General features: G+C 73.5%; 19 protein-coding genes. 10 read left to right on the top strand and 9 right to left on the bottom strand.

Annotation, left to right across the window (positions count from 1 at the left end; translation table 11 throughout):
* Nucleotides 1-3: 3 nt before the first annotated feature.
* On the bottom strand, nucleotides 4-1,413 hold the full coding sequence (locus NQU55_RS22060) for a short-chain fatty acyl-CoA regulator family protein (protein WP_168095264.1): 1,410 nt from the start codon (nucleotides 1,411-1,413) through the stop codon (nucleotides 4-6).
* A 371-nt stretch (nucleotides 1,414-1,784) separates the two neighbouring features.
* Here NQU55_RS22060 and aceA point away from each other — a divergent pair, with 371 nt between their 5' ends.
* The 4 genes from aceA to NQU55_RS22040 all read left to right on the top strand — a co-directional run bounded on the left by aceA (nucleotide 1,785) and on the right by NQU55_RS22040 (nucleotide 6,627).
* Nucleotides 1,785-3,077: an isocitrate lyase gene (gene aceA, locus NQU55_RS22055; RefSeq protein ID WP_256790988.1), complete on the top strand. Its 1,293-nt coding sequence runs from the start codon at nucleotides 1,785-1,787 to the stop codon at nucleotides 3,075-3,077.
* Nucleotides 3,078-3,126: 49 nt separating this feature from the next.
* Nucleotides 3,127-4,731, top strand: a complete 1,605-nt coding sequence (gene aceB, locus NQU55_RS22050) for a malate synthase A (RefSeq protein ID WP_168093730.1) — start codon at nucleotides 3,127-3,129, stop codon at nucleotides 4,729-4,731.
* Between the two features lie 20 nt (nucleotides 4,732-4,751).
* Nucleotides 4,752-5,618: a 3-hydroxybutyryl-CoA dehydrogenase gene (locus NQU55_RS22045; RefSeq protein WP_168093740.1), complete on the top strand. Its 867-nt coding sequence runs from the start codon at nucleotides 4,752-4,754 to the stop codon at nucleotides 5,616-5,618.
* A 139-nt stretch (nucleotides 5,619-5,757) separates the two neighbouring features.
* Nucleotides 5,758-6,627 carry a YwqG family protein gene (locus tag NQU55_RS22040; protein ID WP_168093731.1) on the top strand — a complete coding sequence of 290 codons (870 nt, stop codon included), beginning with the start codon at nucleotides 5,758-5,760 and terminating at the stop codon, nucleotides 6,625-6,627.
* Between the two features lie 25 nt (nucleotides 6,628-6,652).
* Here the strand turns inward: NQU55_RS22040 and NQU55_RS22035 are convergent, their stop codons facing one another.
* On the bottom strand, nucleotides 6,653-7,102 hold the full coding sequence (locus NQU55_RS22035) for a nuclear transport factor 2 family protein (RefSeq protein ID WP_168093732.1): 450 nt from the start codon (nucleotides 7,100-7,102) through the stop codon (nucleotides 6,653-6,655).
* Nucleotides 7,103-7,410: 308 nt separating this feature from the next.
* Between NQU55_RS22035 and NQU55_RS22030 the strand changes: the two genes are divergently transcribed.
* Nucleotides 7,411-10,182, top strand: coding sequence for a discoidin domain-containing protein (locus tag NQU55_RS22030; protein WP_168093733.1), 2,772 nt, complete (start codon nucleotides 7,411-7,413; stop codon nucleotides 10,180-10,182).
* Between the two features lie 35 nt (nucleotides 10,183-10,217).
* Here NQU55_RS22030 and NQU55_RS22025 read toward each other — a convergent pair whose 3' ends face one another.
* Nucleotides 10,218-10,874, bottom strand: a complete 657-nt coding sequence (locus tag NQU55_RS22025) for an HAD-IA family hydrolase (protein WP_168093734.1) — start codon at nucleotides 10,872-10,874, stop codon at nucleotides 10,218-10,220.
* A 237-nt stretch (nucleotides 10,875-11,111) separates the two neighbouring features.
* On the opposite strand from NQU55_RS22025, the gene NQU55_RS22020 reads away from it, so the two are divergent.
* Nucleotides 11,112-11,795 (top strand): GNAT family N-acetyltransferase, encoded by a 684-nt coding sequence (locus tag NQU55_RS22020; RefSeq protein WP_256790987.1) that lies wholly within the window; start codon nucleotides 11,112-11,114, stop codon nucleotides 11,793-11,795.
* A 73-nt stretch (nucleotides 11,796-11,868) separates the two neighbouring features.
* On the opposite strand, the gene NQU55_RS22015 is transcribed toward NQU55_RS22020, so the two are convergent.
* The 3 genes from NQU55_RS22015 to NQU55_RS22005 form a co-directional block, all read right to left on the bottom strand.
* The gene (locus NQU55_RS22015; RefSeq protein WP_375790159.1) at nucleotides 11,869-12,864 is read right to left on the bottom strand and encodes an Acg family FMN-binding oxidoreductase; all 996 of its coding nucleotides are present in this window, start codon (nucleotides 12,862-12,864) and stop codon (nucleotides 11,869-11,871) included.
* A gap of 124 nt (nucleotides 12,865-12,988) precedes the next feature.
* A complete protein-coding gene (locus tag NQU55_RS22010) occupies nucleotides 12,989-13,672 on the bottom strand; it encodes an alpha/beta fold hydrolase (protein ID WP_168093736.1) in 684 nt (227 codons plus the stop codon).
* An 81-nt stretch (nucleotides 13,673-13,753) separates the two neighbouring features.
* Entirely contained in the window at nucleotides 13,754-14,704 is a 951-nt protein-coding gene (locus NQU55_RS22005; protein WP_240976484.1) for an NADP-dependent oxidoreductase, read from the bottom strand.
* A 120-nt stretch (nucleotides 14,705-14,824) separates the two neighbouring features.
* On the opposite strand from NQU55_RS22005, the gene NQU55_RS22000 reads away from it, so the two are divergent.
* Nucleotides 14,825-15,799, top strand: a complete 975-nt coding sequence (locus NQU55_RS22000; protein WP_168093737.1) for a GlxA family transcriptional regulator — start codon at nucleotides 14,825-14,827, stop codon at nucleotides 15,797-15,799.
* Between the two features lie 42 nt (nucleotides 15,800-15,841).
* Here NQU55_RS22000 and NQU55_RS21995 read toward each other — a convergent pair whose 3' ends face one another.
* Nucleotides 15,842-16,198: a hypothetical protein gene (locus NQU55_RS21995; protein WP_168093738.1), complete on the bottom strand. Its 357-nt coding sequence runs from the start codon at nucleotides 16,196-16,198 to the stop codon at nucleotides 15,842-15,844.
* A 108-nt stretch (nucleotides 16,199-16,306) separates the two neighbouring features.
* Between NQU55_RS21995 and NQU55_RS21990 the strand changes: the two genes are divergently transcribed.
* Both NQU55_RS21990 and NQU55_RS21985 read left to right on the top strand, forming a co-directional pair.
* Nucleotides 16,307-16,747, top strand: a complete 441-nt coding sequence (locus NQU55_RS21990) for a hypothetical protein (RefSeq protein ID WP_256790986.1) — start codon at nucleotides 16,307-16,309, stop codon at nucleotides 16,745-16,747.
* Between the two features lie 127 nt (nucleotides 16,748-16,874).
* Nucleotides 16,875-17,396 carry a pyridoxamine 5'-phosphate oxidase family protein gene (locus tag NQU55_RS21985; RefSeq protein WP_168091797.1) on the top strand — a complete coding sequence of 174 codons (522 nt, stop codon included), beginning with the start codon at nucleotides 16,875-16,877 and terminating at the stop codon, nucleotides 17,394-17,396.
* Nucleotides 17,397-17,413: 17 nt separating this feature from the next.
* On the opposite strand, the gene NQU55_RS21980 is transcribed toward NQU55_RS21985, so the two are convergent.
* Nucleotides 17,414-17,818, bottom strand: coding sequence for a DUF5997 family protein (locus NQU55_RS21980; protein ID WP_168091796.1), 405 nt, complete (start codon nucleotides 17,816-17,818; stop codon nucleotides 17,414-17,416).
* Nucleotides 17,819-17,876: 58 nt separating this feature from the next.
* On the opposite strand from NQU55_RS21980, the gene NQU55_RS21975 reads away from it, so the two are divergent.
* Complete coding sequence (locus NQU55_RS21975; RefSeq protein WP_168091795.1) at nucleotides 17,877-18,674, top strand: LysR family substrate-binding domain-containing protein; 798 nt, start codon at nucleotides 17,877-17,879, stop codon at nucleotides 18,672-18,674.
* A gap of 86 nt (nucleotides 18,675-18,760) precedes the next feature.
* On the opposite strand, the gene NQU55_RS21970 is transcribed toward NQU55_RS21975, so the two are convergent.
* Nucleotides 18,761-24,304 carry a hypothetical protein gene (locus NQU55_RS21970; RefSeq protein ID WP_168091794.1) on the bottom strand — a complete coding sequence of 1,848 codons (5,544 nt, stop codon included), beginning with the start codon at nucleotides 24,302-24,304 and terminating at the stop codon, nucleotides 18,761-18,763.
* Between the last annotated feature and the right edge of the window lie 81 nt (nucleotides 24,305-24,385).

Raw genomic sequence — 24,385 nt, 5'->3', positions numbered from 1 at the left:
CCGTCACCCGTCCGCCACCGGGTACGGCACGAACGTGCTGCTGTTCTCGTCGATCGCCAGGGGGCGGCCGAGCGGGGGCACCGCCCGCTGCGGGCAGTCGAGGCGTTCGCAGATGCGGCAGCCCATGCCGATGGGCGTGGCGGCGGAGGCGTTGGCCAGGTCGAGGCCGTCGGAGTAGACGAGCCGGGAGGCGTGCCGGATCTCGCAGCCGAGCCCGATGGCGAAGGTCTTGCCGGGCTCGCCCCAGCCGCCGCGCTGGCGGGTGACGGTGCGGGCGGTCCACAGGTAGCGCTGCCCGTCCGGCATGGCGGCGATCTGCACGTGGATGCGACCGGGCGCGGCGAAGGCCTCGTAGACGTTCCACAGCGGGCAGGTGCCGCCCGCGCGGGAGAAGTGGAATCCGGTCGCGGACTGGCGCTTGGACATGTTCCCGGCGCGGTCGACGCGGACGAACGAGAAGGGCACGCCCCGCAGCCGCGGCCGCTGGAGCGTGCTGAGCCGGTGGCAGACGGTCTCGTAGCCGACGCCGAAGTGGTCGGTGAGCCGTTCGATGTCGTAGCGCAGCTCCTCGGCCGTCGCGAGGAAGGCGCCGTACGGCAGGATCAGCGCGGCGGCCACGTAGTTGGCGATGCCGATCCGTGCGAGCGACCAGGTGGCGGAGCCCTTGTCGTAGTCCTCCGAGGCGAGCGCGGACAACTCGTCGGCGAACTCCAGGAGGGCCAGCTGCGTGGCCATCCGGAAGGCCCGCTGGCCGGGGCGGAGCCGGCCGGACAGGTGCAGGGTCCGGCGCGCCGGGTCGTAGTGGTGCAGGCGGTCGGAGTCCGCGGCGAGCTGTACGGCGTGCCGCCGCGTGAGGCGCTCGGTCAGGGCCGGGAGCACGCCGCCGGGGCGGATGCCGAGGCCGGCGGCCAGCTCCTCGGCGGCGACGTCCAGGCCGTGGAGGTAGTTCTGGCGGCGGTAGAAGAACTCCCTGATCTCCTCGTGGGGGGAGCGGGGCGCGGCCGGGCCGGCGCCGCCGCTCCCGTCCCGGCCGTCCGCGGCCTCCGCCAGGCGCTCGGTCAGGGCCTGGTTGCGGCGGCCCAGGTCGAGGAGGACGGCGGCGACCGCGGGCAGGCGCGAGGCGAGTTCGGACAGGTCCGACGGGGAGACCCGGGCGCCGGCGATCTCGTCGGCGAGCGCTTCCCGCAGGTCGGCGAGGACGCGGGTGGTGCCGGTCCCGGAGAAGAAGGCGGGGTCGACGCCGAACGCCTCGGTCAGGCGCAGCAGGACGGGGACGGTCAGCGGCCGGGAGTCGTGCTCCATCTGGTTCAGGTAGCTCGGGGATATGGCCAGGACGCGGGCGAACTCGGCCTGGCTGAGCCGCCGCTCCTCGCGCAGCCTGCGCAGCCGGGCTCCCGCATACGTCTTGCTCACCGTCGACTCCTGTGTCCGCGTTCCGAAGGGGGAAACTCCCGAAGGGGAATCTTCCGAAGGGGAATTGAACCTTCGCAGACTTGGCGGAACGTGCGGAGAAGATTCGCAACACTTGGCAGAAGGCCACGCTTGATGGCACGCAGTGCCACTGCCAGAGTCGTGGTGCGGCCCAACGGAACACAGCCGGAATCGGGCCGGGACCCCGCAGAACCCAGGGCGGACAGAGCCTTTGCGTACCCGGCCGCGGCACGGCGGGCCATGACATCACAGGGAGAGCGGCTTCCCTTCGCAGGATTGACAGAACTTCGATCGCGTCCGGCCCAGGACACGGCCCAGGACACGGTCCGGAACACGACACCCGGGAGACGAACATGGCGCAGGCACAGGCACAGGCACAGACGGCGGCGGAAGCACTGGCGCGGCGGTGGGCCACGGCCCCCCGCTGGAAGGGCATCGAGCGCACCTACAGCGCGGAGGACGTCGTCCAGCTCTCCGGCAGCGTCCGCGAGGAGCACACGCTGGCCCGCCGCGGCGCCGAGCGCCTGTGGCGGCAGCTCCACGAGCGCGACTACATCCACGCGCTCGGCGCCCTCACGGGCGGCCAGGCCGTGCAGATGGTGCGGGCCGGGCTGCAGGCGATCTACCTGTCCGGCTGGCAGGTCGCCGCCGACGCCAACCAGGCCGGGCACACCTACCCCGACCAGAGCCTCTACCCCGCCAACTCGGTGCCGCAGGTCGTGCGGCGCATCAACAACGCCCTGCTGCGCGCCGACCAGATCGCCACCGCCGAGGGCACCGACACGGCCGTCGACTGGCTCGCGCCGGTCGTCGCCGACGCCGAGGCCGGCTTCGGCGGCCCCCTCAACGCCTTCGAGCTCACCAAGGCGATGATCGCGGCCGGCGCGGCCGGCATCCACTACGAGGACCAGCTCGCCTCCGAGAAGAAGTGCGGCCACCTCGGCGGCAAGGTCCTCGTCCCCACCGCCCAGCACATCCGCACCCTCAACGCCGCCCGCCTCGCCGCCGACATCGCCGACGTCCCCACCCTGATCGTGGCCCGCACCGACGCCCTCGCCGCGACCCTCCTCACCAGCGACGTCGACGAGCTCGACGCACGGTTCTGCACCGGCGAGCGCACGGCGGAGGGCTTCTACCGGGTCGAGAACGGCATGGCGCCCGTGATCGCCCGCGGTCTGGCCTACGCCCCCTACGCCGACCTCATCTGGGTCGAGACCGGCACCCCGGACCTGGCCCAGGCCCGCGAGTTCGCCGAGGCGCTCCACGCCCGCTTCCCCGGCAAGATGCTGGCCTACAACTGCTCGCCCTCGTTCAACTGGAAGGCGGCCCTGGACGACGACCGGATCGCCAAGTTCCAGCGCGAGCTCGGGGCGATGGGCTACCGCTTCCAGTTCATCACCCTCGCCGGCTTCCACTCCCTCAACCACGGCATGTTCGACCTGGCCCGCGGCTACGCGGAGCACGGCATGACCGCCTACGTCGACCTGCAGGAGCGCGAGTTCGCGGCCCAGGCCGACGGCTTCACCGCGGTCAGGCACCAGCGCGAGGTCGGCACCGGCTACTTCGACCTGGTCTCGACCGCCGTCAACCCCGCCTCCTCCACCACCGCGCTGACCGGCTCCACCGAGGAGGAGCAGTTCCACTAGGAGCACCCGCCCCGGCCCGCCCCCACCGCTCCGCCGATGGAGACCCCGCATGCCCATCAACCAACTGACCGCCCGCGTCGAGGTCCTCGGCCCGCCCGGGCACCGCCACGACGAGATCCTCACCCCTGAGGCGCTGGACTTCACCGGCCGCCTCGTCACCGCCTTCGCCGAGCGGCGCACCGAACTGCTCCGGGAGCGCCGCCGCCGCGCCCTGCTCCTCGCCTCCGGCGCGGCCCTGGACTTCCCCCTCGTCACCTCCGCCGTCCGCACCGACCCCGTCTGGCGCGTCGCGCCGCCCGCACCGGGCCTGACCGACCGCCGGGTGGAGATCACCGGACCGCCCGAGCGGCGCATGACCGTCAACGCCCTCAACTCCGGCGCTCAGGTGTGGATGGCCGACTTCGAGGACGCCACCTCGCCCACCTGGGACAACGTCATCACCGGCCAGCTGAACCTGCTCGACGCCGTCGAGCGGCGCATCGACTTCACCACGCCCGGGGGCAAGCGGTACGCGCTCGGCGACCGGCTCGCGACCATCATGGTCCGCCCGCGGGGCTGGCACCTCACCGAGGAGCACCTCACCGTGGGCGGCCGCCCCGCCCCCGCCGCCCTCGTGGACTTCGGCCTGTACTTCTTCCACTGCGCGCAGCGGCAGACCGACGCCGGACACGGGCCCTACTTCTACCTGCCCAAGCTCGAGAACCGCTACGAAGCCCGCCTGTGGAACGACGTGTTCGTCCTCGCCCAGGAACTGCTGGGCATCCCGCGCGGCACGGTCCGCGCGACCGTCCTCATCGAGACGATCACCGCGGCCTTCGAGATGGAGGAGATTCTTCACGAGCTGCGCGAGCACAGTGCCGGGCTCAACGCGGGCCGCTGGGACTACCTCTTCAGCGTCATCAAGAACTTCGCGCACCGCCCCGACTTCGTCCTCCCCGACCGGGCCCAGGTCACCATGACGGCCCCCTTCCTGCGCGCCTACACCGAGCTGCTGGTGCGCACCTGCCACCGGCGCGGCGCGCACGCGATCGGCGGGATGGCCGCGCACGTACCGGGCCGGGACGAGGAGGCGAACGCGGCGGCGCTCGCCAAGGTGCGGCTGGACAAGGAGCGCGAGGCCGAGGACGGCTTCGACGGCTCCTGGGTCGCCCACCCCGGCCTCGTCCCCGTCTGCCGCGACGCCTTCGGCGCGGTCCTGGACGGCCGGCCGCACCAGATCGACCGCACCCGCGACGACGTCGACGTCAGCGCCGCCGACCTGCTCGCCGTCCGCCGCATCAGCGGCCCGCCGACGGACGACGGAGTCCGCACGAACATCGCCGTCGCCCTGCGGTACTTCGACGCCTGGCTGCGCGGCAGCGGAGCCGTCGCGCTCCACGGGCTGATGGAGGACGCCGCCACCGCCGAGATCGCCCGCTGCCAGATATGGCAGTGGATGCGCCACGGCGCCGTCGACCGCGCCACAGTCCTCGCCCACCTCGACGCGGAGACCGCGGCCCTGGCCGCGGAGCTGCCGCACGCACGCGCCGCGCAGGCCCGCGAGATCTTCGAACGCACCGCCCTGGCCAAGGAACTGCCGGCGTTCTTCACCGCCGACGCCTACGCCCGCCACCTCGTCCGGCACCCGGCCCGTCAGCGGGAGGTGCAGCCGTGAACGCAGCCGTGAACGCAGCCGTGAGCGCATCCCCGCGACGCATCGGCGTGGTCGGCGGCGGTCAGATGGGCGCCGGCATCGCCGAGGTCTGCGCCCGCGCCGGGTTCGGCACCGTGGTCTGCGAGGCGGACGCGACCGCCGCGCGCGCCGCACGCGAGCGCGTCACGGCGTCCCTCGCCCGCGCCGTCGAGAGGGGCAAGCTGGACCGGGCCTCCGCCGAGGACGCCCTGGCCCGCCTCGCCTTCACCGGCAGCCTCGACGACCTGGCCGACCGCCACCTCGTCATCGAGGCCGTGGTCGAGAACCCGGACCTGAAGGCCGATGTCTTCGCCGCCCTGGACAAGATCGTCGAGGACCCTGAGGCGATCCTCGCCACCAACACCTCCTCCCTCCCCGTCATGCGCCTCGGCATGGCCACCCGGCGCGCCGACCGCGTCGTGGGCCTGCACTTCTTCAACCCCGTGCCCGTCCTTCCCCTGGTGGAGGTGGTCGCCTCCCTGCACACCGCGCCGGAGACCCTCACCGCCGTCGAGGACTTCGCCGCCGCCCTGGGCAAGACGGTCGTCCGCTCGCAGGACCGGGCCGGCTTCGTCGTCAACGCGCTGCTCGTCCCGTACCTCCTCTCGGCCGTCCGCATGGCCGAATCGGGGTTCGCCACCGCCGCCGACGTGGACGCCGGCATGGAGCTGGGCTGCGCCCACCCGATGGGCCCGCTCAAGCTCGCCGACCTCATCGGCCTGGACACCGTCGCCTCCATCGCGGAATCCCTCTACGAGGAGTTCAAGGAGCCCCTGTACGCACCGCCGCCGCTGCTGCAGCGGATGGTCCAGGCGGGCCTCCTCGGCCGCAAGACCGGCAGGGGGTTCCACGTGTACGACCGGGGCTGAACGGCCGGGCGGTCGGCGGGCGGCCGCCCGGCCGTCGACCCCGCCCGGCGCACATACGTGCCGTATCCGGTGGTGGGGGAGGGCTGATGTCCTTCGGCCCGCCGTGCCCGTTGTCAGTGGTCCCATGCATGATCGCCCCATGACACAGCACACCACCGCCACCGACGCCCTGCACGCGGTCGCCCGTGAACACCTGCCCGCCGACATCGCCGAGCGGTGGATCGGCCTGCTGCGGCCGGGCCTGGGGCTGACCAAGGCCGCGGACGAGGGGGCGCGCGAGGGGACGGACGTGGTCGTGGGCCGGCTCGGCGGGCTGCCGGAGCTCCCCGAGAACGAGGAGTGGCCCGTATGGGAGGGGCACGGCCCCCTCACCTTCATCGCCTCCCTCGACTGCGCCGCGCTCCCCTCCGCGGCCCTCGACATCGCCCTGCCGGAGGACGGCACGCTGTTCTTCTTCTACTTCGACGGGCAGCTGGACGACGGCAGTGCGTGGGTCGCGCCCGACGAGCCCGACACCTGGGCGGGAGCGCGGGTGCTGTACGTCCCGGCGGGCGTCCCCCTCGCCGAGCGCCCGGCCCCCGCGGGAATCCGGCCCTATGCCGAGGTCCGGCTGGCGGCACGCGTGGAGGCGACGGCCCCCTATCCCTGGCACCCGGTGGTCTACCGGGAGTTCGCGCCGATGCCCGACGACCACCCGCTGTGGGACGAGGACTTCCAGGAGGCCCTGTGGGACGTCCCGGGTGCGGGACACCTCGTCGGCGGCCACGCCGACCCCGTGCAGGACGACGTGGAGTCCGAGGTCGCCCGCGGCGCCCTGGGCAACCCGCCGAACGACGACCCCCGCATCAGAGAGGAGGCGTTGCGCTGGACGCTGCTCGCCCAGATCGACTCGGACGACGACGCCGGGATGATGTGGGGCGACTGCGGTGCCCTGTACTGGCTCATACGCCCCGAGGACCTGGCCGCCCGCCGTTTCGACCGTGCCATGTTCACTTGGCAGTGCAGCTGACGCCCCCGGCTCCAGGTCTGCGTGGCTACCGGTCGGCCGATGCCGATGCCGGTGCCGGTGCCGGTACGAGCCCGTCCGCGACCAGTCCGGAGAGCACCGCTTCGCCGAGGGCGTGGACGGCGGACTGAGGGCGGACCATGACCGTGAACTCCTTGATCCGCCCGTCGTCGCCGAAGTGCAGCAGGTCGATGCCGTGGATCTCCTTGCCGCCCGCCGTCGCACGGAACAGCAGGACCGCCGACGGGGCGGGGGTGCCGTCGCCGCTGGTCTGTGCGGTGCCCGTGTGGTTACCGATGTAGCGGAAGTCCTCGAAGGTGCGCAGGAGGACCCCGAAGAGACCCAGCACGTCCGACTTGCCCTCGAACGGCGTGAACTTCACGGGGCTGTAGAGGCGGACGTCCTCGGTGAACAGGTCGTCGAGCGCCGCGAGGTCGCGGTTGTCGACGGCGGCGCGGAAGCGGTCTGCGGTGGTCATGGGCATCCCCTCGGACGGTGGTCGTCACGGTGGTAGTCATGAAGATGACTAGTCATCTTCATGACTACCACGCCCCGCGCGTCCGGCGACAGAGCCGGAGGAAGGCGGAGGGAAGCCGGAGGAGAGGCGGACGAGAGGCGGAGTCCCCGGACGCGGCCGCCGCCGCGCGCGCAACTCCCCGGCGATGTACGTTGAGCGGGATCGGTAACGCCTTCAAGACTCGTACAAGTTACTGAAGGTATTGACGTTTACCGTTCACAAAATTATGGTCGCGGGACTCTCGCAGGAGATCAAAACGACGGAGCACAATGACGTACTCTCCCGGCGCCCGGCCGCGTCCCGTCCGCCTGTCCGTACTGCTGCTCGCAAGCGCGCTCGTCGCCTCGGCAGCGCCCGCGGCCGCCGCCCCGGCGCCACCGCCCCCCATCGCCGACCGTCCCCCCGCCTCCGTCTCCCCGCCCTCCGGCAACTGCCGTACGGACGACGGCTGGACCCTCGAGTCCACCGGCATCGACCCCGGTGACACCCACCACGCCTACGTGGGCAACGGCTACCTGGGCCAGCGCGTGGCGCCCAACGGGTCCGGTTACACCGACAGCAGCGCCAAGACCGGCTGGCCGCTCTTCACGCCGAGCTACGACGGCTCTTTCGTCTCCGGTCTCTACGCGCACAACAAGCAGACCGCCGACGACCGGCAGGCCGTCGCGGCCCTGCCCACATGGACCACGCTCAACGTCGGCACCGGCGGCGAACACGGCGATACCTTCAACTCTTCGACGAACAAGGCCCGTATCTCCGGCTACCGCCAGACCCTCCTCCTGCACTGCGGCATCGTCCGGACGGCCCTGACCTGGACCGCCGCCGACGGACGGAAGACCGACCTGGTCTACGAGGTGCTGGCCGACCGCAACGACCCCCACGCGGGCGCCGTGCGGCTGCGCATGACGCCGCGCTGGAGCGGCGAGGCCACCGTGACCGACCGGATCGACGGACACGGCGCCCGCCGGATCCGGCAGACCGGCGGCGGCGACCGGACCGCGGGGGCCGGCCGGGGCGACCAGGCCGACCGGAACGGCCGGACCATGGACGTCGCCTTCCGCACCGACGGCACGGACACCGACGGCGCGGTCGCCTCCACCTTGCGCGCCGGGCACGGCGTGCGCCCGGCGAAGATCCGGCAGGCGGACGCCGCCGAGGACCTGAGCGCACAGCAGTCCCTCACCTTCCCCGTCCGCAAGGGGCAGGCGTACGAAGTCACCAAGTACGTGGGCGTCGACACCGCGCTGACCTCGCGCTCGCCCCGCCAGGACGCCACGAACGCCTCGCAGCGCGCCGCCCGGCGCGGATGGGACGGCCTGGCGCGCGCCCACAGCGCCGCCTGGGCCCGGCTGTGGCGCTCCGACATCGAGGTGCCCGGCCGGCGCGACCTGCAGGCGTGGGTGCGCTCCGCGCGGTACGGGCTGCTGTCCAGCACCCGGGAGGGCGCCGCCAACAGCATCGCCCCCGCCGGGCTGACCAGCGACAACTACGCGGGCCTGGTGTTCTGGGACGCCGAGACCTGGATGTACCCGGCCCTGCTGGCCACCTCGCCCGAACTGGCCAGGACCGTCGTCGAATACCGGTACCGGACCCTCCCCGGCGCGCGTGAGAACGCCCGCAAACTCGGCTACCAGGGACTCTTCTACCCCTGGAACAGCGGCAGCAAGGGCGACCTGGCCCAGGAGTGCCACAGCGTGGACCCGCCGCACTGCCGCACCCAGATCCACCTCCAGTCCGACATCTCCCTCGCCACCTGGCAGTACTACCTCGCAACCGGCGACACCGCCTGGCTGCGCGAGCGCGGCTGGCCGGTGATGAAGGGCATCGCCGAGTTCTGGGCCGGAAGGGTCCACCGCAACACGGACGGCAGCTACTCCATCAAGGACACCGCCGGCCCCGACGAGTACAGCAACGGCGTCGACGACGCGGTCTTCACCAACGCCGGAGCCGTGACCGCCCTGCGCAACGCCGCGCGCGCCGCCCAGCTGCTCGGCGAGCACGCGCCGGAGGAGTGGAAGACGATCGCCGACCGCATCCGGATCCCCTACGACGCGCAGCGCAAGGTCTTCCAGCAGTACGACGGTTACCCGGGCAGCAAGATCAAGCAGGCCGACACCGTGCTGCTGATGTACCCCCTGGAGTGGCCGATGCCCGAGGGCGCCGCGGCGAGCACCCTCGACTACTACGCCCAGCGGACCGACCCCGACGGCCCCGCCATGACGGACTCGGTCCACGCCATCGCCGCCGCCGGCACGGGCGAACCGGGCTGCTCCACGTACACCTACCTGCAGCGCTCCATCAGGCCCTTCGTCCGCGGCCCCTTCGCCCAGTTCTCCGAGGCGCGCGGCGCCAAGGCGGGCGCCGAGGACCCGCTGGCCGGCTCGCCCGCGCACGACTTCCTCACCGGCAAGGGCGGCTTCCTGCAGACGTTCACCAACGGCCTGACCGGCATGCGCATGCGCGAGGACCGGCTCCGCCTCGACCCGATGCTGCCCCCGCAGCTCGGCCGCGGCGTCACCCTGCGCGGTCTGCACTGGCAGGGACGCACGTACGACATCGAACTCGGCGCCCACGACACCACCGTGCGGCTCACCGACGGCGCGCCCATGACCCTCGACACCCCGCAGGGCGAACAGGTCCTCAGCAAGGCCGCCCCGGCCGTCCTCAAGACCCGCCGCCCCGACCTCGTCCCGACCAACAACCTGGCCCGCTGCACCGCGGTCACCGCCTCCTCCGAGGAGCCCGGCCTGTACGCGGCCGCCGCTGTCGACGGCAACACCGCCACGGCCTGGGTCCCGGACGGGCCGTCCGGCACCCTCACCGCCGACCTCGGCAAGCCCGTACGCGTCACCAAGGTCACCCCCGCCTGGAACGGCCCGGCACCGGCCTCGTACGACGTCCAGCTGTCCGCGGACGGGCGCCAGTGGCGGAACCTCGCCGCCGGTGGCGGGGCGGAAACCGCGCGGTACGTACGGGTGGTGGTCCGCGGCGACGCCGCCGCCACGTCCCGTACGGGCATCGCGGAGCTGACGGTCTCGTAAGGGAGACAAGGCGGGCGGGCCGCAAGGCGGCCCGCTCAGCCGACGACGATCTCCAGCTCCCCGGCTTCGTCGACCCGGGCGGACACGGCGGTCAGGTCGGCGACCGTGACGTCCGCGTCGAGTTCGTCCGGGCGGTGCGTCGTCGTCAAGGCGATGGTCGCCATGCCGGCCGCCCGCCCGGCGGCCAGGCCGGCGGGTGCGTCCTCGACGACGACGCACCGGGACGGGTCGACACCGAGCCGCTCCGCCGCCAGGAGGAAGGGCTCCGGGTGGGGCTTGTAGTGGGTGAGGTCGTCGTCCGACGTGACGAGGAACTTCGGGTGGATGCCCACCTGGTTGAGCCGGGTCTCGGCCACGCGCCGGCTGCTGGACGTCACCACGGCCCAGCGGTCCGCGGGCAGCGAGGCCAGCAGTCCGGCGGCGCCGGGCACGGGCACCACGCCACCGGCGAGCGCGTCGGCCACCTCTGCGTCGGCCAGGCGCCGGAGCCCTTCGGCGACCTCACCGGCGGGCAGGAGAGCGGCGGCGATCTCGGCCGCCGGCCGCCCGTGCACCTCGACGCGCGCCATGGCCTCCTCCAGCGTCATGCCGTACGACTCGACCCAGCTGCTCCAGACGCGCTGGACCGACCGCAGGGAGGAGACCAGCGTTTCATCGCTGTCGAAGAGGAGGGCACTCGCCGAAAATCGCATGGCGGGCAGCGTACATGGCGGGTACATGCAGGCGGGCCGGGGGCTCCCGGGGCGCGGGCCCCGCGGCGCACCCCGCCTTTATCCGGACGTCACTTTCCGTTCATGTTTCCGCCGCCCTGTCGGCGCCGTCCGGGCCACACACTGACCTCATGTCCCGCGCGCGACGGTGACGTTCATCGCCCGCCGCGCCGGTTCCGGGTTCTTCCCCACCCCCCTTCGCTCAAGGATCCGAAGCCCGTGCCCGTACCTGTCACCCTCCGCGGCCACGCCGTCCGGCTCGAGCCGCTCGCAGAACACCACGTCGAGGCCCTGGCCGCGGCCGCCGCCGAGGACCGGGGCAGCTACGCCTTCACACCCGTACCCGCCGGGGTGGAGGCGACGGCCCGCTACGTCGCGGACGCGCTGGAGGCCCTGGAAGCGGGCCGCGCGCTGCCCTTCGCCACGGTGAGGACCGCGGACGGGCGGGTCGTGGGCTCGACGCGCTTCTGCGAGATGGACTACTGGCAGGGCCCGGTGCCCTGGCCGCCGGGGCCGCGCGGCCCGCTGGGCCCCGCGCACCTCGCCGTGCCCGACGCCGTGGAGATAGGCGGCACCTGGCTGTCCGCGCGCGCCCAGGGCACGGGCATCAACACCGAGGCCAAGCTGCTGATGCTGCGGCACGCCTTCGAGACCTGGGGCGTGCACCGCGTGTCCCTGCGTGCGGACGCCCGCAACCTGCGCTCGCGCGCCGCGATCGAACGCCTCGGCGCGGTGCTCGACGGCGTCCACCGCGCCCACACGCGGGGCCTCGACGGCGTGGTCCGGGGCACGGCCTTCTACTCGATCCTCGACGAGGAGTGGCCGCGGGTGCGCGAGCAACTCGGACAGCGGGTGGGCGGCCGCCCGGAGGCGGTGCGCACGCGCCTACTCGTTCCGGCGTGACGAGCGGGGCGCGGATCACCGGCGTTGGAGCCCCGTCCCCTCCCGCCCCCGGCCCGGGCCCCCGGCCGCCCCGCTACGCCTCGATGACCAGGATGTCGCGGACGGGGCGCCGGGGCGTGGTCGTGCCCTGCGGGCCGTAGCCCAGGCGCAGGATCATCTGTACGTGGCCCGTGCCGGTGACGGGGTTGCGCAGGGGCCACCGCAGGTCGGGCCATTCGAGGGCCTGGGTGGAGAACGACGTGGCCAGGCCCTCGAGCGTGGCCAGGAGCAGGACGCGCTCCATGGCCTGGCCGGCGGTCAGCCAGTCCCGCGGAAGGTCGCCCGGCGTGCTGAGCAGGGCGAGGTGGGGGTTGCTCTCGAAGGGCACCGAGCCGAGGCCGCCGGGCGCCTCGCCGCCGGAGTAGTCGCGCATCGGGGCCCGGCCGCCGTGCTTGCGCGGGCCGAAGGCGTATTCCGGGACGCCGTCGGAGGCCGTGTCCGCCTCGGCGGCGCCGGTCCTGGTCCAGCGGGCCAGGTCCTCCTTGCTGCCGTCGTCGGTGAGGTTGCGGGCCTCGGCCTCCTCGGCGAGCTCCTCGATCCAGCGCAGGTGCCAGGAGCCGGGGAACGCCAGGACGGCGCCTTCGGTGTCGGCGGCCTCCGCCAGGGCGGCGCACAGGTCCTCGGGGATGTCGGTCTCCGCGAACGGGTACCGGCTGGTGTGCCGCTCGCGGACCGCGGGGTGCAGTCGCGCGAGGCCGGCGTCCCGGGCGCCGGGCGGGCCCGTTTGTACGGTCGCCAGCAGCGCGGGGTCGGAGGGGTCGGGCAGGAGGGTGACGTCCGGGTGCAGGCCCGCGCTCGCGAGGGCGACGCGGAGGTTGAACAGTGCGGCGCCGCAGCCGAGGTGCAGCGCCCGGTTCCCGGGATCCGAGTGGGGCAGGGTCCGCTCGAAGTCGGCGTACAGCCGGAAGACGCCGCTCTCCCGCGCGTAGCGGAAGCGCCACGGTTGCGCATTGTGCATGGACGGAGCGGCTGCGGCGTCTCCCACCAGCTCGGCCACGCGGGCGTCGTCCAGGGCGAGGGGTGCTGTCACCGGAATCTCCTTTCCGGAACGGCCCGGCTCCGTCGTCGCCAGGATCCCTTCCATGGTCCCTCCGCCGGGCGGGCGCGGCAGCGGCCGAGCGGCCCTCCCCGGCCGGGCCGACCGGCCCGGACGCTCACGCGCGGGCGTGGTCCGCGGCCGCCAGGAGGATCTTCAGGAGTTCGTCGGGGGCGCCCTGCATCACGTTGTGCCCGGAGTCCACGGCGTGCACCCGCCACGCGGGGTCGCGCTGCAGCTGCTCGTACACCGGCGTGAACGGGGAGCTGCCGGGCCAGCCGGTGGCGTACACGTAGTCCTTGCTCCGGAAGCGTTCGAGCCCGCCGTCCAGCTTGATCGCCTGCATCAGGGACGCCAGCGGGTGCGGGGTGGCGCGGGGGTCGAAGAAGGGCAAGGGTGCGCTCGTGTAGCCGTTCTCGCCGACGCCGCCGAGGTACCACTCGCGCTCGTTGTCGGTGACCAGCGACCAGCTGGAGTCCCCGTCCCTCGGCACGACGGCGTCGACGTAGACCAGGCCCGCCACCGTGTCCGGGAGCCGGTCGGCCGCGCCCGTGATGACCATGCCGCCGTAGCTGTGTCCGACCAGGATCACATCGGTGAGCTGCTCGTCCTCCACGTGGCCGACGACGTCCTGTATGTGGGTGTCCAGGTTGACCGAGGCGTTGAGCAGGTGCTTGCGGCTGCCGACTCCGGTCAGGGTGAGGGGGTAGGCCTCGTGGCCTTCCCGGCGCAGGCTGCGGGCGAGGGGCTCGAAGGTCCACGCGCCGTGCCAGGCGCCGGGTACGAGTACGAAGGTGGTCATCGCTCAACTCCTCGGGAGGTCTTCGGGTTCATGATCGCGGAGGCGTGGCCGCGAGGGGAGCCGGGGGCGGGGAGGCCTCCGTCACGCGGCGACGGTCAGGACGATCTTTCCCGTGGTGCGGCCGCCGTCGCCGATCCCGTGTGCCTCGGCGGCGCGTTCGAGGGGCAGTGCCGTGTGGATCAGCGGGCGCAGCCGGCCGGTGCCGGCCAGTGCCGCGATCTCCTGCATGCCCGCCCGGTCGGCCTCCACGATCATGAAGGCGGCGCGGAGCCCGAGCGGGGCCGCTTCCTGCGCGAGCGCGGCCTCGGCGGGGGAGGCGAGGGAGACGACGATGCCGCCGGGGCGCAGCGTCCGCAGCGAGCGCGGGCCGTAGTCGCCGCCGATGGTGTCGACGACCACGTCGACGCCGGAGACCTCCGCGGCGAAGTCGGCCCGCGTGTAGTCGACGAGTTCGTCGGCGCCCAGCTCGCGGAGCAGGTCGTGCTTGGCCGCGCGGGCGGTGCCGATGACGTGCGCGCCGCGGGACTTGGCGATCTGGACGGCGAGGTGGCCGACGCCACCGGCCGCGGCGTGGACGAGGACGCGCTGCCCGGGACGGACGCCGGCGACGTCCACCAGCGCCTGCCACGCGGTCAGCCCCGCCAGCGGCAGGGCCGCGGCCTCCACGTGGGAGAGGCCGGCCGGCTTGCGGACCAGGTGCCGGGCGGGCGACGTCACGTACTCCGCGTACGTGCCCGCGGGGAGCGGATGGCGGGGCAGCCCGAACACCTCGTCGCCCGGCCGGAACACGGTCACGCCCGGGCCGGTGGCCTCGACGACCCCCGAGACGTCCCAGCCCAGCCGGACCGGTGCGGCGCCGCCCGCGAGCCCGCCCGTGGCCCGGTGCCAGGAGTCGGTGGGGTTGACCCCGGCGGCGTGCACGCGCACGAGGACCTCGGCAGGGCCGGGCTCCGGGCGCTCCGCCTCGACGAGCCGGAGGGTCTCCGGGCCGCCGAAGGCTTCCTGGCCGATCGCACGCATGGTCTTGGTCATCGCATCTCCCGCGGGGTGGCGGCCGGCCACTTCGCGTGCCGTCCTCGTGGGACCAAGATTTCCGCAGGTGGCAGGGGTGCAACGAGTGGCAAGACTGCCATTACCTGTAAGAATCTTGCCATGCATCGTGTCGTCGTCCTGGCGCTGGAAGGGGTCTATCCCTTCGAGCTGAGCATTCCGGTCCGCATCTTCGGCACCGCGGCCGGTCCCGCGGGCGAGCCGCTGTACGAGGTCGTCACCTGCAGCGTCGACGGCGGCCCCGTCAGGACGAGCGCGGACTTCGCGATCGCCGTGGAGCACGGTGCCGACGCGCTGCGGACGGCGGACACCGTGGTGATTCCCCCGTTCACCTGCGGTCCTACGGAGGAGAGGGACTGGTTCCCCGACGAGGTGGCCGCGGCGTTCGCCCTCGTGCCGCCGGGCGCCCGCATCGTGTCGATCTGCACGGCCTCGTATGTCCTGGCGGCCGCGGGCCTGCTCGACGGCCGCCCCGCGACCACGCACTGGAACGAAGCCGACCACTTCCAGCGGGCGTTCCCCAGGGTCAAGGTCGACGCGAACGTGCTGTTCGTCGACGAGGGCAGGGTGCTCACCGCGGCCGGGGTCGCCGCCGGCATCGACGCGTGCCTGCACCTCCTGAGGGAGGACCACGGCAGCGACATCGCCAACCGGGTGGCGAGGCTGTGCGTCGTCCCGCCGTGGCGCGAAGGCGGCCAGGCGCAGTACATCGAACGCCCGGTTCCGGAGCCGGCGGACGCCACCACGGCGGCGACCCGCGCATGGGCCGTCGAGCAGCTCCACCGCCCCCTCACCCTGGCCGAACTGGCCGCGCACGCGCGCATGAGCGTCCGCACCTTCTGCCGGCGCTTCCGCGACGAGGTGGGCATGCCACCGGGGCAGTGGCTGCAGCAGCAGCGCCTGCGGCACGCGCGCCGGCTCCTGGAGACCACCGACCTGACCGTGGACCGCGTGGCCGCGGAAGCGGGCTTCGGCACCGCGGCCTCCCTGCGCCAGCACCTGGCCGCCGAGACGGGGGTGTCGCCGACGGCCTACCGCCAGACGTTCCGGGCCGGGGCGTCTTCCGTCTCCCGGTGAGCCGGTGCCTGCCGGCCGGTGAGAGGGCCGCCCGGCTCCGGTTCAGGGCCGGGTGTCGCTGTGGCCGCACACCCAGGCCAGGGCGTCGAGCACTCCGTGGACGTAGTCCCTGGGCACTGTCCGCTGCGTGAAGTCCTCCAACTGCGCTTGCGCGGCGTCCGCTTCGGCCGTCAGGGCCGCCAGGTCCGGGGCCCCGTCCGAGCGGCCGCCGGTGACGGGTGAGACCTGCCCCCGGCCCAGGGCCCAGAGGTAGGCGGTCAGGGCGCCGCGCGTGTACTGGGTCTGCCGGACCGGCCCCGCCGCCTTCCGGTCGAGCCGGCGGTGGGCCTGCTGGACCTCGGGAACGGGCCGTACACCGGCCCTCGGTCCTTCGGGATCGATGAGGTGAGAAGTAGTCATATCGGTACGCGTAGCCCCACCGAACGGTTCTACGCCTGGCGTATCGGTGCCCGGCTGCGGGGGTAGGCGGGGAGAGCGCGTCCCGGCACTCCGGAGAGGGGAAGCATCATGGCGGACCACAGTGCGGCAGAGGTGCCCGGCGGCTCGAGTGACGCCATGGGCAATCCGGCGGTGGAGCGCGGCACGCTCTCGCTGACGCAGTCGGAGGACGGTGTTCCGACGCTGACGGTGAGCGGGGGGAACGCCATCGCCAAGGGAATCCGCGTGGTGGACGACTCGGGCAAGGTGATCGCGGCCTACGTGGGGTTCTGCGTCGACGACCTCAGCGTGGCCAAGTCGATGCAGAGCGCGGTGTCCGGAGCCGTGGCGCACTCCCTCGACGGCATATCCGAGAAGCAGGCCGCGAAGGCCGAGGCCCCGTCGGGCGTCATCACCGGGCACGCCGGCCCCGACACCCCGGTGAAGCTGACTCCCGACGAGTTCCGCGAGCAGGTCGTGACCACTTTGGCGACCGAGCTGATCGACCTCTCCCGCGACCTGCGCCGCTGATCTCCTCCGCGGCCGGGCGGCGGCCAGGCTGCGGTCGACCGGCCCGCGGCCAGGCTGCGGCCGGCCGGCCCGACCGGATGCAGGGGCCTCTCCGGAAGGGCACGATCGGCTCCAGGAGGAGACGCCCATGCCCGGAACGGAACCCCTCGCCACCCTGGACGAGCGCTACAGCAGCGCGCAAGCGACGGCGGCGGACTGGAGCGACGCCGTCACCGCACTGGCCCGTGCGGAGGTCTACTGGCTGACGACCGTACGCCCCGACGGGCGCCCGCACGTCACTCCCCTGATCGGCGTATGGGAGGACGGCGCGCTGCACTTCTGCACCGGGGCGGAGGAGCGCAAGGCGAAGAACCTGCGAAGCAACCCGCACGTCGCCCTCACGACCGGCTGCAACACCCTCCGGGAGGGCTGTGACCTGGTCGTCGAGGGGGAGGCCGTGCGGGTGAGCGAGGAGCGGCGGCTGCGGCGGCTCGCCGGCGCGTGGGAGGAGAAGTACGGCACGGAGTGGCACTTCGACGTGGCGAACGGCGTGTTCGTCCACGGCGCCGGCGAGGCCCTGGTCTTCGCGGTGGCCCCCCGCACGGCCTTCGGCTTCGGCAAGGGGGAGCCCTACGGCCAGACCCGCTGGCGGTTCACCGGGAGCGGGTGACCAAGGTCACGGAGGGGTCAGGCCTGCGGGGCGTCGTCCTGGCCGTCGCGCGCCGCGTTCTTCTCCTTGATGCGCGCCGCCTCCTTGCGGACCTCGGCCTGGGTGGCGCGCTCGCGCTGCAGCCACTCGGGCTGCTCGTCCTTCAGCGCGTCGATCTGCTCCGTCGTGAGGGGCTCGGTGACCCCGCCGCGGGCCAGGCCGGCGATCGAGACGCCGAGCTTCGCCGCCACCACGGGACGGGGGTGCGGGCCGTTGCGGCGCAGGTCCTGCAGCCACTGGGGCGGATCGGCCTGCAGTGCGTTGAGCTCGCTGCGCGAGACGACACCCTCCTGGAACTCGGCGGGGGTGGCCTGGAGGTACACACCCAGCTTCTTCGCCGCGGTCGCGGGCTTCATGGTCTGGGTGGTCTTGTGCGACGTCATGCTGTCAAGGGTATCGAGCATGTGAGCTACCTCTGACCACGACCGGTAACCTGGCGGGGTGACAGGCTCGGAAGATTCCCCTTCGTTCCGGCTCGCGTATGTCCCTGGAGTGACACCCACGAAGTGGGTGCGGATCTGGAACGAGCGGCTGCCCGAAGTCCCACTGACGCTCGTGGCGGTGCCCGCCGCCGAAGCGTGCGAGGCGCTGCGCCGCGGCGACGCCGACGCGGGCTTCGTACGGCTGCCGGTGGACCGGCAGGACCTCAGCGCGATCCCCCTCTACACCGAGACGACCGTGGTCGTGATCCCGAAGGACCACGTGGCGGCGGCGGTCGACGAGGTCTCCCCGGCGGACCTGGCGGACGAGATCGTGCTGCATCCGCTCGACGACGTCCTCGGCTGGGAGACGCTGCCCGGGCAGCCCGCGATCGAGCGTCCCGCCACGACGGCGGATGCCATCGAGCTGGTGGCGGCCGGCGTGGGCGTGCTGGTCGTACCGCAGTCGCTCGCCCGCCTGCACCACCGCAAGGACCTCACCTACCGGCCGCTGTCGGACGCACCCGAGTCCCGCGTCGCCCTGTCGTGGCCGCAGGAGGCGACCACCGACCTGGTGGAGCACTTCATCGGCATCGTCCGCGGGCGGACGGTCAACAGCTCGCGGGGCCGTCCCCTGCCCCAGGCGGCGCAGTCCCAGGCCAAGGACAAGGCCAAGGCGCAGTCCAAGCAGAAGCGCCCCGGTACGGGCGGCGCGCCGCGCAAGCCCGCGACCGGCAAGTCCGGCGGCAAGGCTCCCCGGGGCGGCGCGGCCGGCGCCAAGGGCGGCGCCAAGCGCGGAAAGCCCCGCCGCAAGTCGTGACCCCGGCGTCACCGGTGCCGCGCGAGGGCGCACGGCACCGGTGACGCGCACCTTTCACACGCTGCGTCGGCCTTGCGGGCGATCTCCTACGGGAGGTCGGCCGGGGTGCGGCCGAGCAGCAGCTGGTCGAAGAGCGCGCCGCCGCCGTTGCTGCGCAGGCCGAGGCTGGTGATCCGCGGCAGCCTCCCGCCGGTCAGCGCCCACAGGTCCAGGCGCACGGTCGTCCACGCGGTGGGCAGCGCGGCGACCCTGTGCTCGACGAGGACCGAGCCGGGGAGCCATACGGAATCCCCGGCGGACACCACGACCGCGGGGCTCGGCCAGGCCGGCCCGATCCGCAGCCCGATCCCGGTGGTCTGCGGACCGGCGGTCCTCCAGGCGAACTGGAGGTGGCGGTACTGACCCGGCTCCGGGTTCTCCGCGATCTCGAAGTTCCAGTCGGGGACCGCGTGGCCGAACGCGGCGCCCATGAACAGCGGGTGCGCCTCTCCCGGCCCGGTCAGCTTCAGGCACGTGGCGCCGGAGTACGCGCCGCCCTGCTCGAAGGCGAACGCGGGATTGTGGCCGTGCTGCAGGGCGGCTCGCAGGTCGCCCACCCGTTCGTCGAACAGGACCGCGCGGGGTCGCCGGTTCAGCACGTCACGGTGCGAGTTGCCCAGTACCCGGCCGTGCAGGACCAGCTCGCCGAGGCGGAGGTTGCCCGCGGGCCAGGCGCCCCCGCCGGTGGTGACGAACCGGAACCGCGCGGCCTGCAGCGGCCGGCCGAGCACGTGGCTGTGCACCGCTTCGTCGGACAGCAGCAGGGGCCCGTCGCGCCATAGCTCGCTCTCGGCCTCCCACCACTGGAGCCGGACGTCGCGCAGCCACGACTCGGGGTGCGCGGGGTCCTCGGCGAAGGTGACGCCGGTGAGCTCCACCTGGGTGCGGAAGGTGTCGACGGCCAGCAGGAACTTGCCGTGCCATCCGCTGTCCACGAGGTTGACCACCGACCAGGGCAGCCACGGTTCGGCAGGCGGGTCCGGCCTGCCGTCGTGGAGGATGCCGGTGGGGTTCTGCGCCGTCAGGTCGACGATCCGCACCGGGTCGGTCAGCTCGGCGCGGATCAGCGCGTGCGTGTCCGCGAGCAGGTTGGGCGTCAGCGGCAAGGGCGGGTGCGCCGCGTTGCCCCAGCCGGTCCTGCGCACCACCGGCACCGGGTCCGGTGCGCGCAGCTTCGGCCGGACGTCGGTCTCGGCCGGGGCGAGCCTGCTCTGCCACCGCGGCCGCAGATCGGGCCCGTAGCGGATCGCGGTCCCCGTCCAGGTGGCCGCCAGCAGGTCGCCGCCGGGCAGCCAGGCCGGCACGGGCAGTGCCTTGAGGTCGGGCGCCGCCAGGAGGGTGCCGTCGCGGCTCAGCACCGCCAGGGTGCCGAGCTCGCTGCCCACGGCGACGCGCGTCCCGTCCGGTGCGACGCGGGGGCGCCGCAGGAGGTCGTCGCCGGTGTACGTCCACAGCAGGCCCCCGCCGGCGTCGACCGCCTTGAGCTGCCTGCCGGAGGTGACGGCGATGAACGACCCGTCGGCGGAGACGGAGACCTCTTCGGCGGCGACCGGAACCGTACGGACGAGCACCCCGCCGCGGATCACGAACAGGCGTCCGCCGCCGGCGTCCGACCGGATGACGACCGTGCGCCGGTCCCCGCTGACCACCCCGCCCCCGAACGTCTCCGAGCCGCCGGTGACCGTCATCGACCACAGCGTGGCGCCGTCCGCGGCCGACAGGCCGGTGATCGTGCTCCGGCCGAAGGCGACCAGCGTCGTGGCGTCGACGGCCAGCAGCCGCAGCGGGGTGCGCCGGTCCGCCCACCACTCCTGCGCCCATTTCCGGTTCCCCGCGCCGTCCCACACGGCGAGCCCGAGGTCGCCGGACGTGGCGACCCACGACCCGTCCGGCGCCACCGCGAAGTTGTTCAGCCCCGTGTCGTAGCCCCACTCGCCCCGCGCCCAGTCGGTGGCCCGCTTCGGGAGGCCGAACAGGGCGAAGCGGCGCCGCGGCGCCCCGGCCGCGTCCAGGAGGTAGAGGTGGTAGCCCTCGGCGCTGAGCACGTCGAAGCCCTGCACGGCGAACCCGCCGGCCACGGCCGTGGGGGCGAAGGCGAAGAAGTGCCCGGTCTTCTGCCGCCAGCTCGTCCGGCCGGTGGCGAGGTCGACGCCGTACAGGTTGTGGTCCCAGTTGAAGGCGGTGAGCGCGGCGGTCCGGCCGTCGGACGACACCGCGATGTCGCGCACGTGCGGGCCGAAGGACTCCTCGGGCGCGGACGGCAGCGGTCCGTGCACCAGCGGTACGACGGCGTACAGGCGCGCGGGCACGCTGCGCAGGTCGGCGGTGAACTCGCCGCCGAGCGGGGAGACGGTCCCGCCGGTGAGCAGGTCGACGACCTTGTGCAGCAGCGGGACGTTCAGCTTCAGCTTGGCCGTCACCGGGATCCGGTGGGACGACAGCAGGCCCACCCGCCAGGCCAGGCCCGGCTCCCAGTCGAGCATGGTGTTGTTGACCGCCCAGACGTAGCGGACGCCCCCGGCGCTCCACTCGCTCAGCAGGACTTCCGGGTTGTCGCACTCGGCGACCGGCGGCACGGCGGCCAGGGCCCGGCGCAGCACGTCGGCGTGGCCCAGGAAGTACCGGCGGAAGCGGTAGTACGCCGCGTCGTCGTTCTGCGGCGCCTCGTCGCGGGCGACCCGGTCGAAGGAGGCGCCGAGGGGCGTGAAGCCGCTGAGCAGGTCGGCGCGGCAGGTGCCGTCGAAGAAGACCGGCACGCCGGCGCTGCGCAGCGCCGTCTCCAGCGGCGGGTCCAGGGCGACGCGCTGGCCGACGACGAGCACGGCGCCGTACCGGCGCAGGACGTCGGCGCTGCCGCCCTCGGCGAAGACGAACGAGGCCGGCCGGTGCGCGTACAGGCAGGCGTTGTAGGCCTCGAAGAGCGCGGCGAAGTAGCCGGTGAACACCTTTCCCTCGTCCACCTCCAGGCGCTGCATCCGGGTGGACACCACGATCGCGACGCGGTCGGCGTTCTCGGCGGCGGCGATCGCCGGCCCGAGCCGGGCGATCATGTCGAACGCGGCCCGCAGGACCGACGTCCTGCCCGCGCCCCCGGACCGGGGGTCCCCGGGCTGCGGACCCGGCCCTCCGTTGCGCTCGTCGGCGAGGGCGCGGCCGCCGAGGTGCTGGGCGCCCGCGTCCCCGGTCATGCCCGTGCCGTTCGCGCCGCGCATGACCTGCTGCAGCAGGGTCGGCAGGAACATGCCGCCGGTGCCGTCGTCGTTCCACAGCTCGGGGTGGCCCCACACGGGCTTGCCCGGCCTGCGGTAGAAGTCGACCGCGTGCCCGGTGACCTGCGGCGGCTGGATCTGCTCCGCCTGGTAGTGCAGGTCGACCTCGTCGGCCGGGCCGAAGATGATCTGCGGCGGGCTGTGGATCGCGCGGTAGGGCGCGGTCATCGCACCGATCCTGCCGGTGGACACCGTCCGCAGCACGGCCCGGAAGTGGGCCGCGGCATCGGTCTTGAGGGCGAAGCTCCGGTCGGTGACGGTGTCGAGGACGGCGGACCACGCCCCCGTGGCCCGCGCCGTCTGCAGCGCCGCCAGGTACGCGGCCCTCTCCGCGGGGCTCTGCGCGGCGTTCGCCCCCACCTTGACCACCCACCAGTTCGCCGCCCAGCTCCACCCGCGGAACGCCGCGTAGGGCAGCAGCGCGGCAGTGGTCGCCTTGAGGGCGGCGTCCTTCTGCTCCTGGGTGCGGGGTTCGTGGTTGCGGGGGGTGTCGAACGGCAGCAGGGCGTCGTTGTGGAGCAGGATGGCCTGCTCCTGCATGCCGTACGCGCCGTAACCGGCGATCGTCCGGCGGCTCGGGTCCTCGAAGACGGCCTTCTCCGGCGCCACCGCCACCGGGTCGGCGGTCAGCCGCGCGACGGTCTCCGGGTCGGCCGGCAGCGGTACGAAGCGGGCGGCGAAGTCGATGCCGAGGCGGTCGACGAAGAGGTTCAGGCCGAGCGCGCGGGCGCGGGCCAGGTGCGCGGCGGTCGTGTCCGGCACGTCGGCGAACCGCGGCAGGTCGGACAGGGTCTGGTCCAGGACCGCCCGGCGCGGGTCGGCCGGGAAGGAGAACGCGTAGATGTCGCCGTGCTGCACGAGGTGGAACGCCGGCTTCTCGGCGAGGCCCGGGCCGATCTCGAGGTACTGCGGCGCGACGGTGAAGCCGGGAAGGGCGGCGTCGAGCACGTACCGGCCGGGCTCCCACGCCCCGGTGGACGCGGCGTCGAACGTCAGCTCCCCCTTGCCGCCGCGCAGCGTGACGTCCCGGGCCGTGACCTCACGGCCTTCGCGCAGGACCTTCAGCCGTACGGTCGCGGGCGGCTGCGCCCCGGCGGCCGTCCGTGCGAGAAGGGTGACGGGGACGGCCTCGCCGCGGCCGTAGTAGAAGCGGTTCAGCGGGGTCAGGACGGACAGCGTCCCGCTCGCCCCCGCCGCCCCCGGCGTGCGGATCTCGACTACGCCGTCCACGACGTAGTCGCTGTACCGGCCGCCGACATCGGGCGACACCCGCAGGTGGTGGAGGCCGCGGGCCCCGGGCGGCGCAGAGACCGCGCCGCCGGAGACCGGCAGCTCGGTGAACTCCGGAACCCCCAGCGGGCGCAGCCACACCCTGAAGTGCGGATCCCCGGCCCACCGGCCCCGCTCATGGGTGATCGTCAGCGGCACCGGCGTGCCGGCCGTCCACACCTCCGTCGGGTAGCCGACCACAAGCTTCTCGACGTCGGCGGCCACCCGCCGGAGCAGGGCGCCGGTGCGCCGGTCGTACACCTCGAACAGCGTGGCCGGATCGGACCGTCTCAGCAGGATCTCGTCGCCCCGCAGGCGCAGTTCCGTCGCCGCGTACCGGCTGTCCGGCAGCGCCAGGGCGAGCGAGCCGGCGGGGGCGCCGTCCAGGCCGAAGATCCTGACCTCGCGCCCGGCGGGCAGCACGTGAAGGCGGCCGTCGTCGGCCAGGTCGAACAGCCCCCGGCGGTCGGGCCCAGCCGGCCCGACCCGGACGCTCCACAGCGGCGTGCCGTCGAACGCGGACGCCCACAACACCCCCGACGGCCACAGCGTGTAGAGCCGGGACCGCCCCTCCGCCACCCGCAGGCCCACCGCGCCGCGGTCCGCCACGGCGCCGAGCCGCCCGAGGCCGTGCACCGCCACCACGCCACGGGGGTTCAGCCGGAGCACCCGCAGCCTGTACTGGTCGATGCCGTAGAAGTCGCCGGACTCGCCCGCCTCGACGGCCGACGGAGCGGCGTAGCCGTCCGCGTCGCTGGTGGTGAAGTCGTCGATGTGGCCCAGGGGCGCGAACCCCGCGTCCCAGAAGGCGATGCGGTGCGGGAAGTGCGCCTCCGCGGTGGCGATCACCCCGGCCGCATTGGCCGTGACGGCCAGCACCGCGTACCCGACCCGGCCCGTGCGCGGCGCCGAACCGTCCCGGGCGGTGCGCAGTACGCGGCCGTTGCCCGGGGAGGCCAGATAGACGTTCCCGTCCCGCCCGAGCCCCAGCCGTGCCGCTGCCACATCGAACTTCGGGTCGTACCGGGAGATGGTTTGCTCCAGAACCCTCATGATTGGCACCTTCTTTTCCAAAAAGGCCCGATGTGGCACTCTCAGGCTCCCAGCAGGGGAGCGGCCGGCGCAATGGCCGAT

Source organism: Streptomyces telluris (genome assembly GCF_024519335.1).
Lineage (GTDB): Bacteria > Actinomycetota > Actinomycetes > Streptomycetales > Streptomycetaceae > Streptomyces > Streptomyces telluris.
This window is presented reverse-complemented; position numbering and strand designations above follow the sequence as displayed.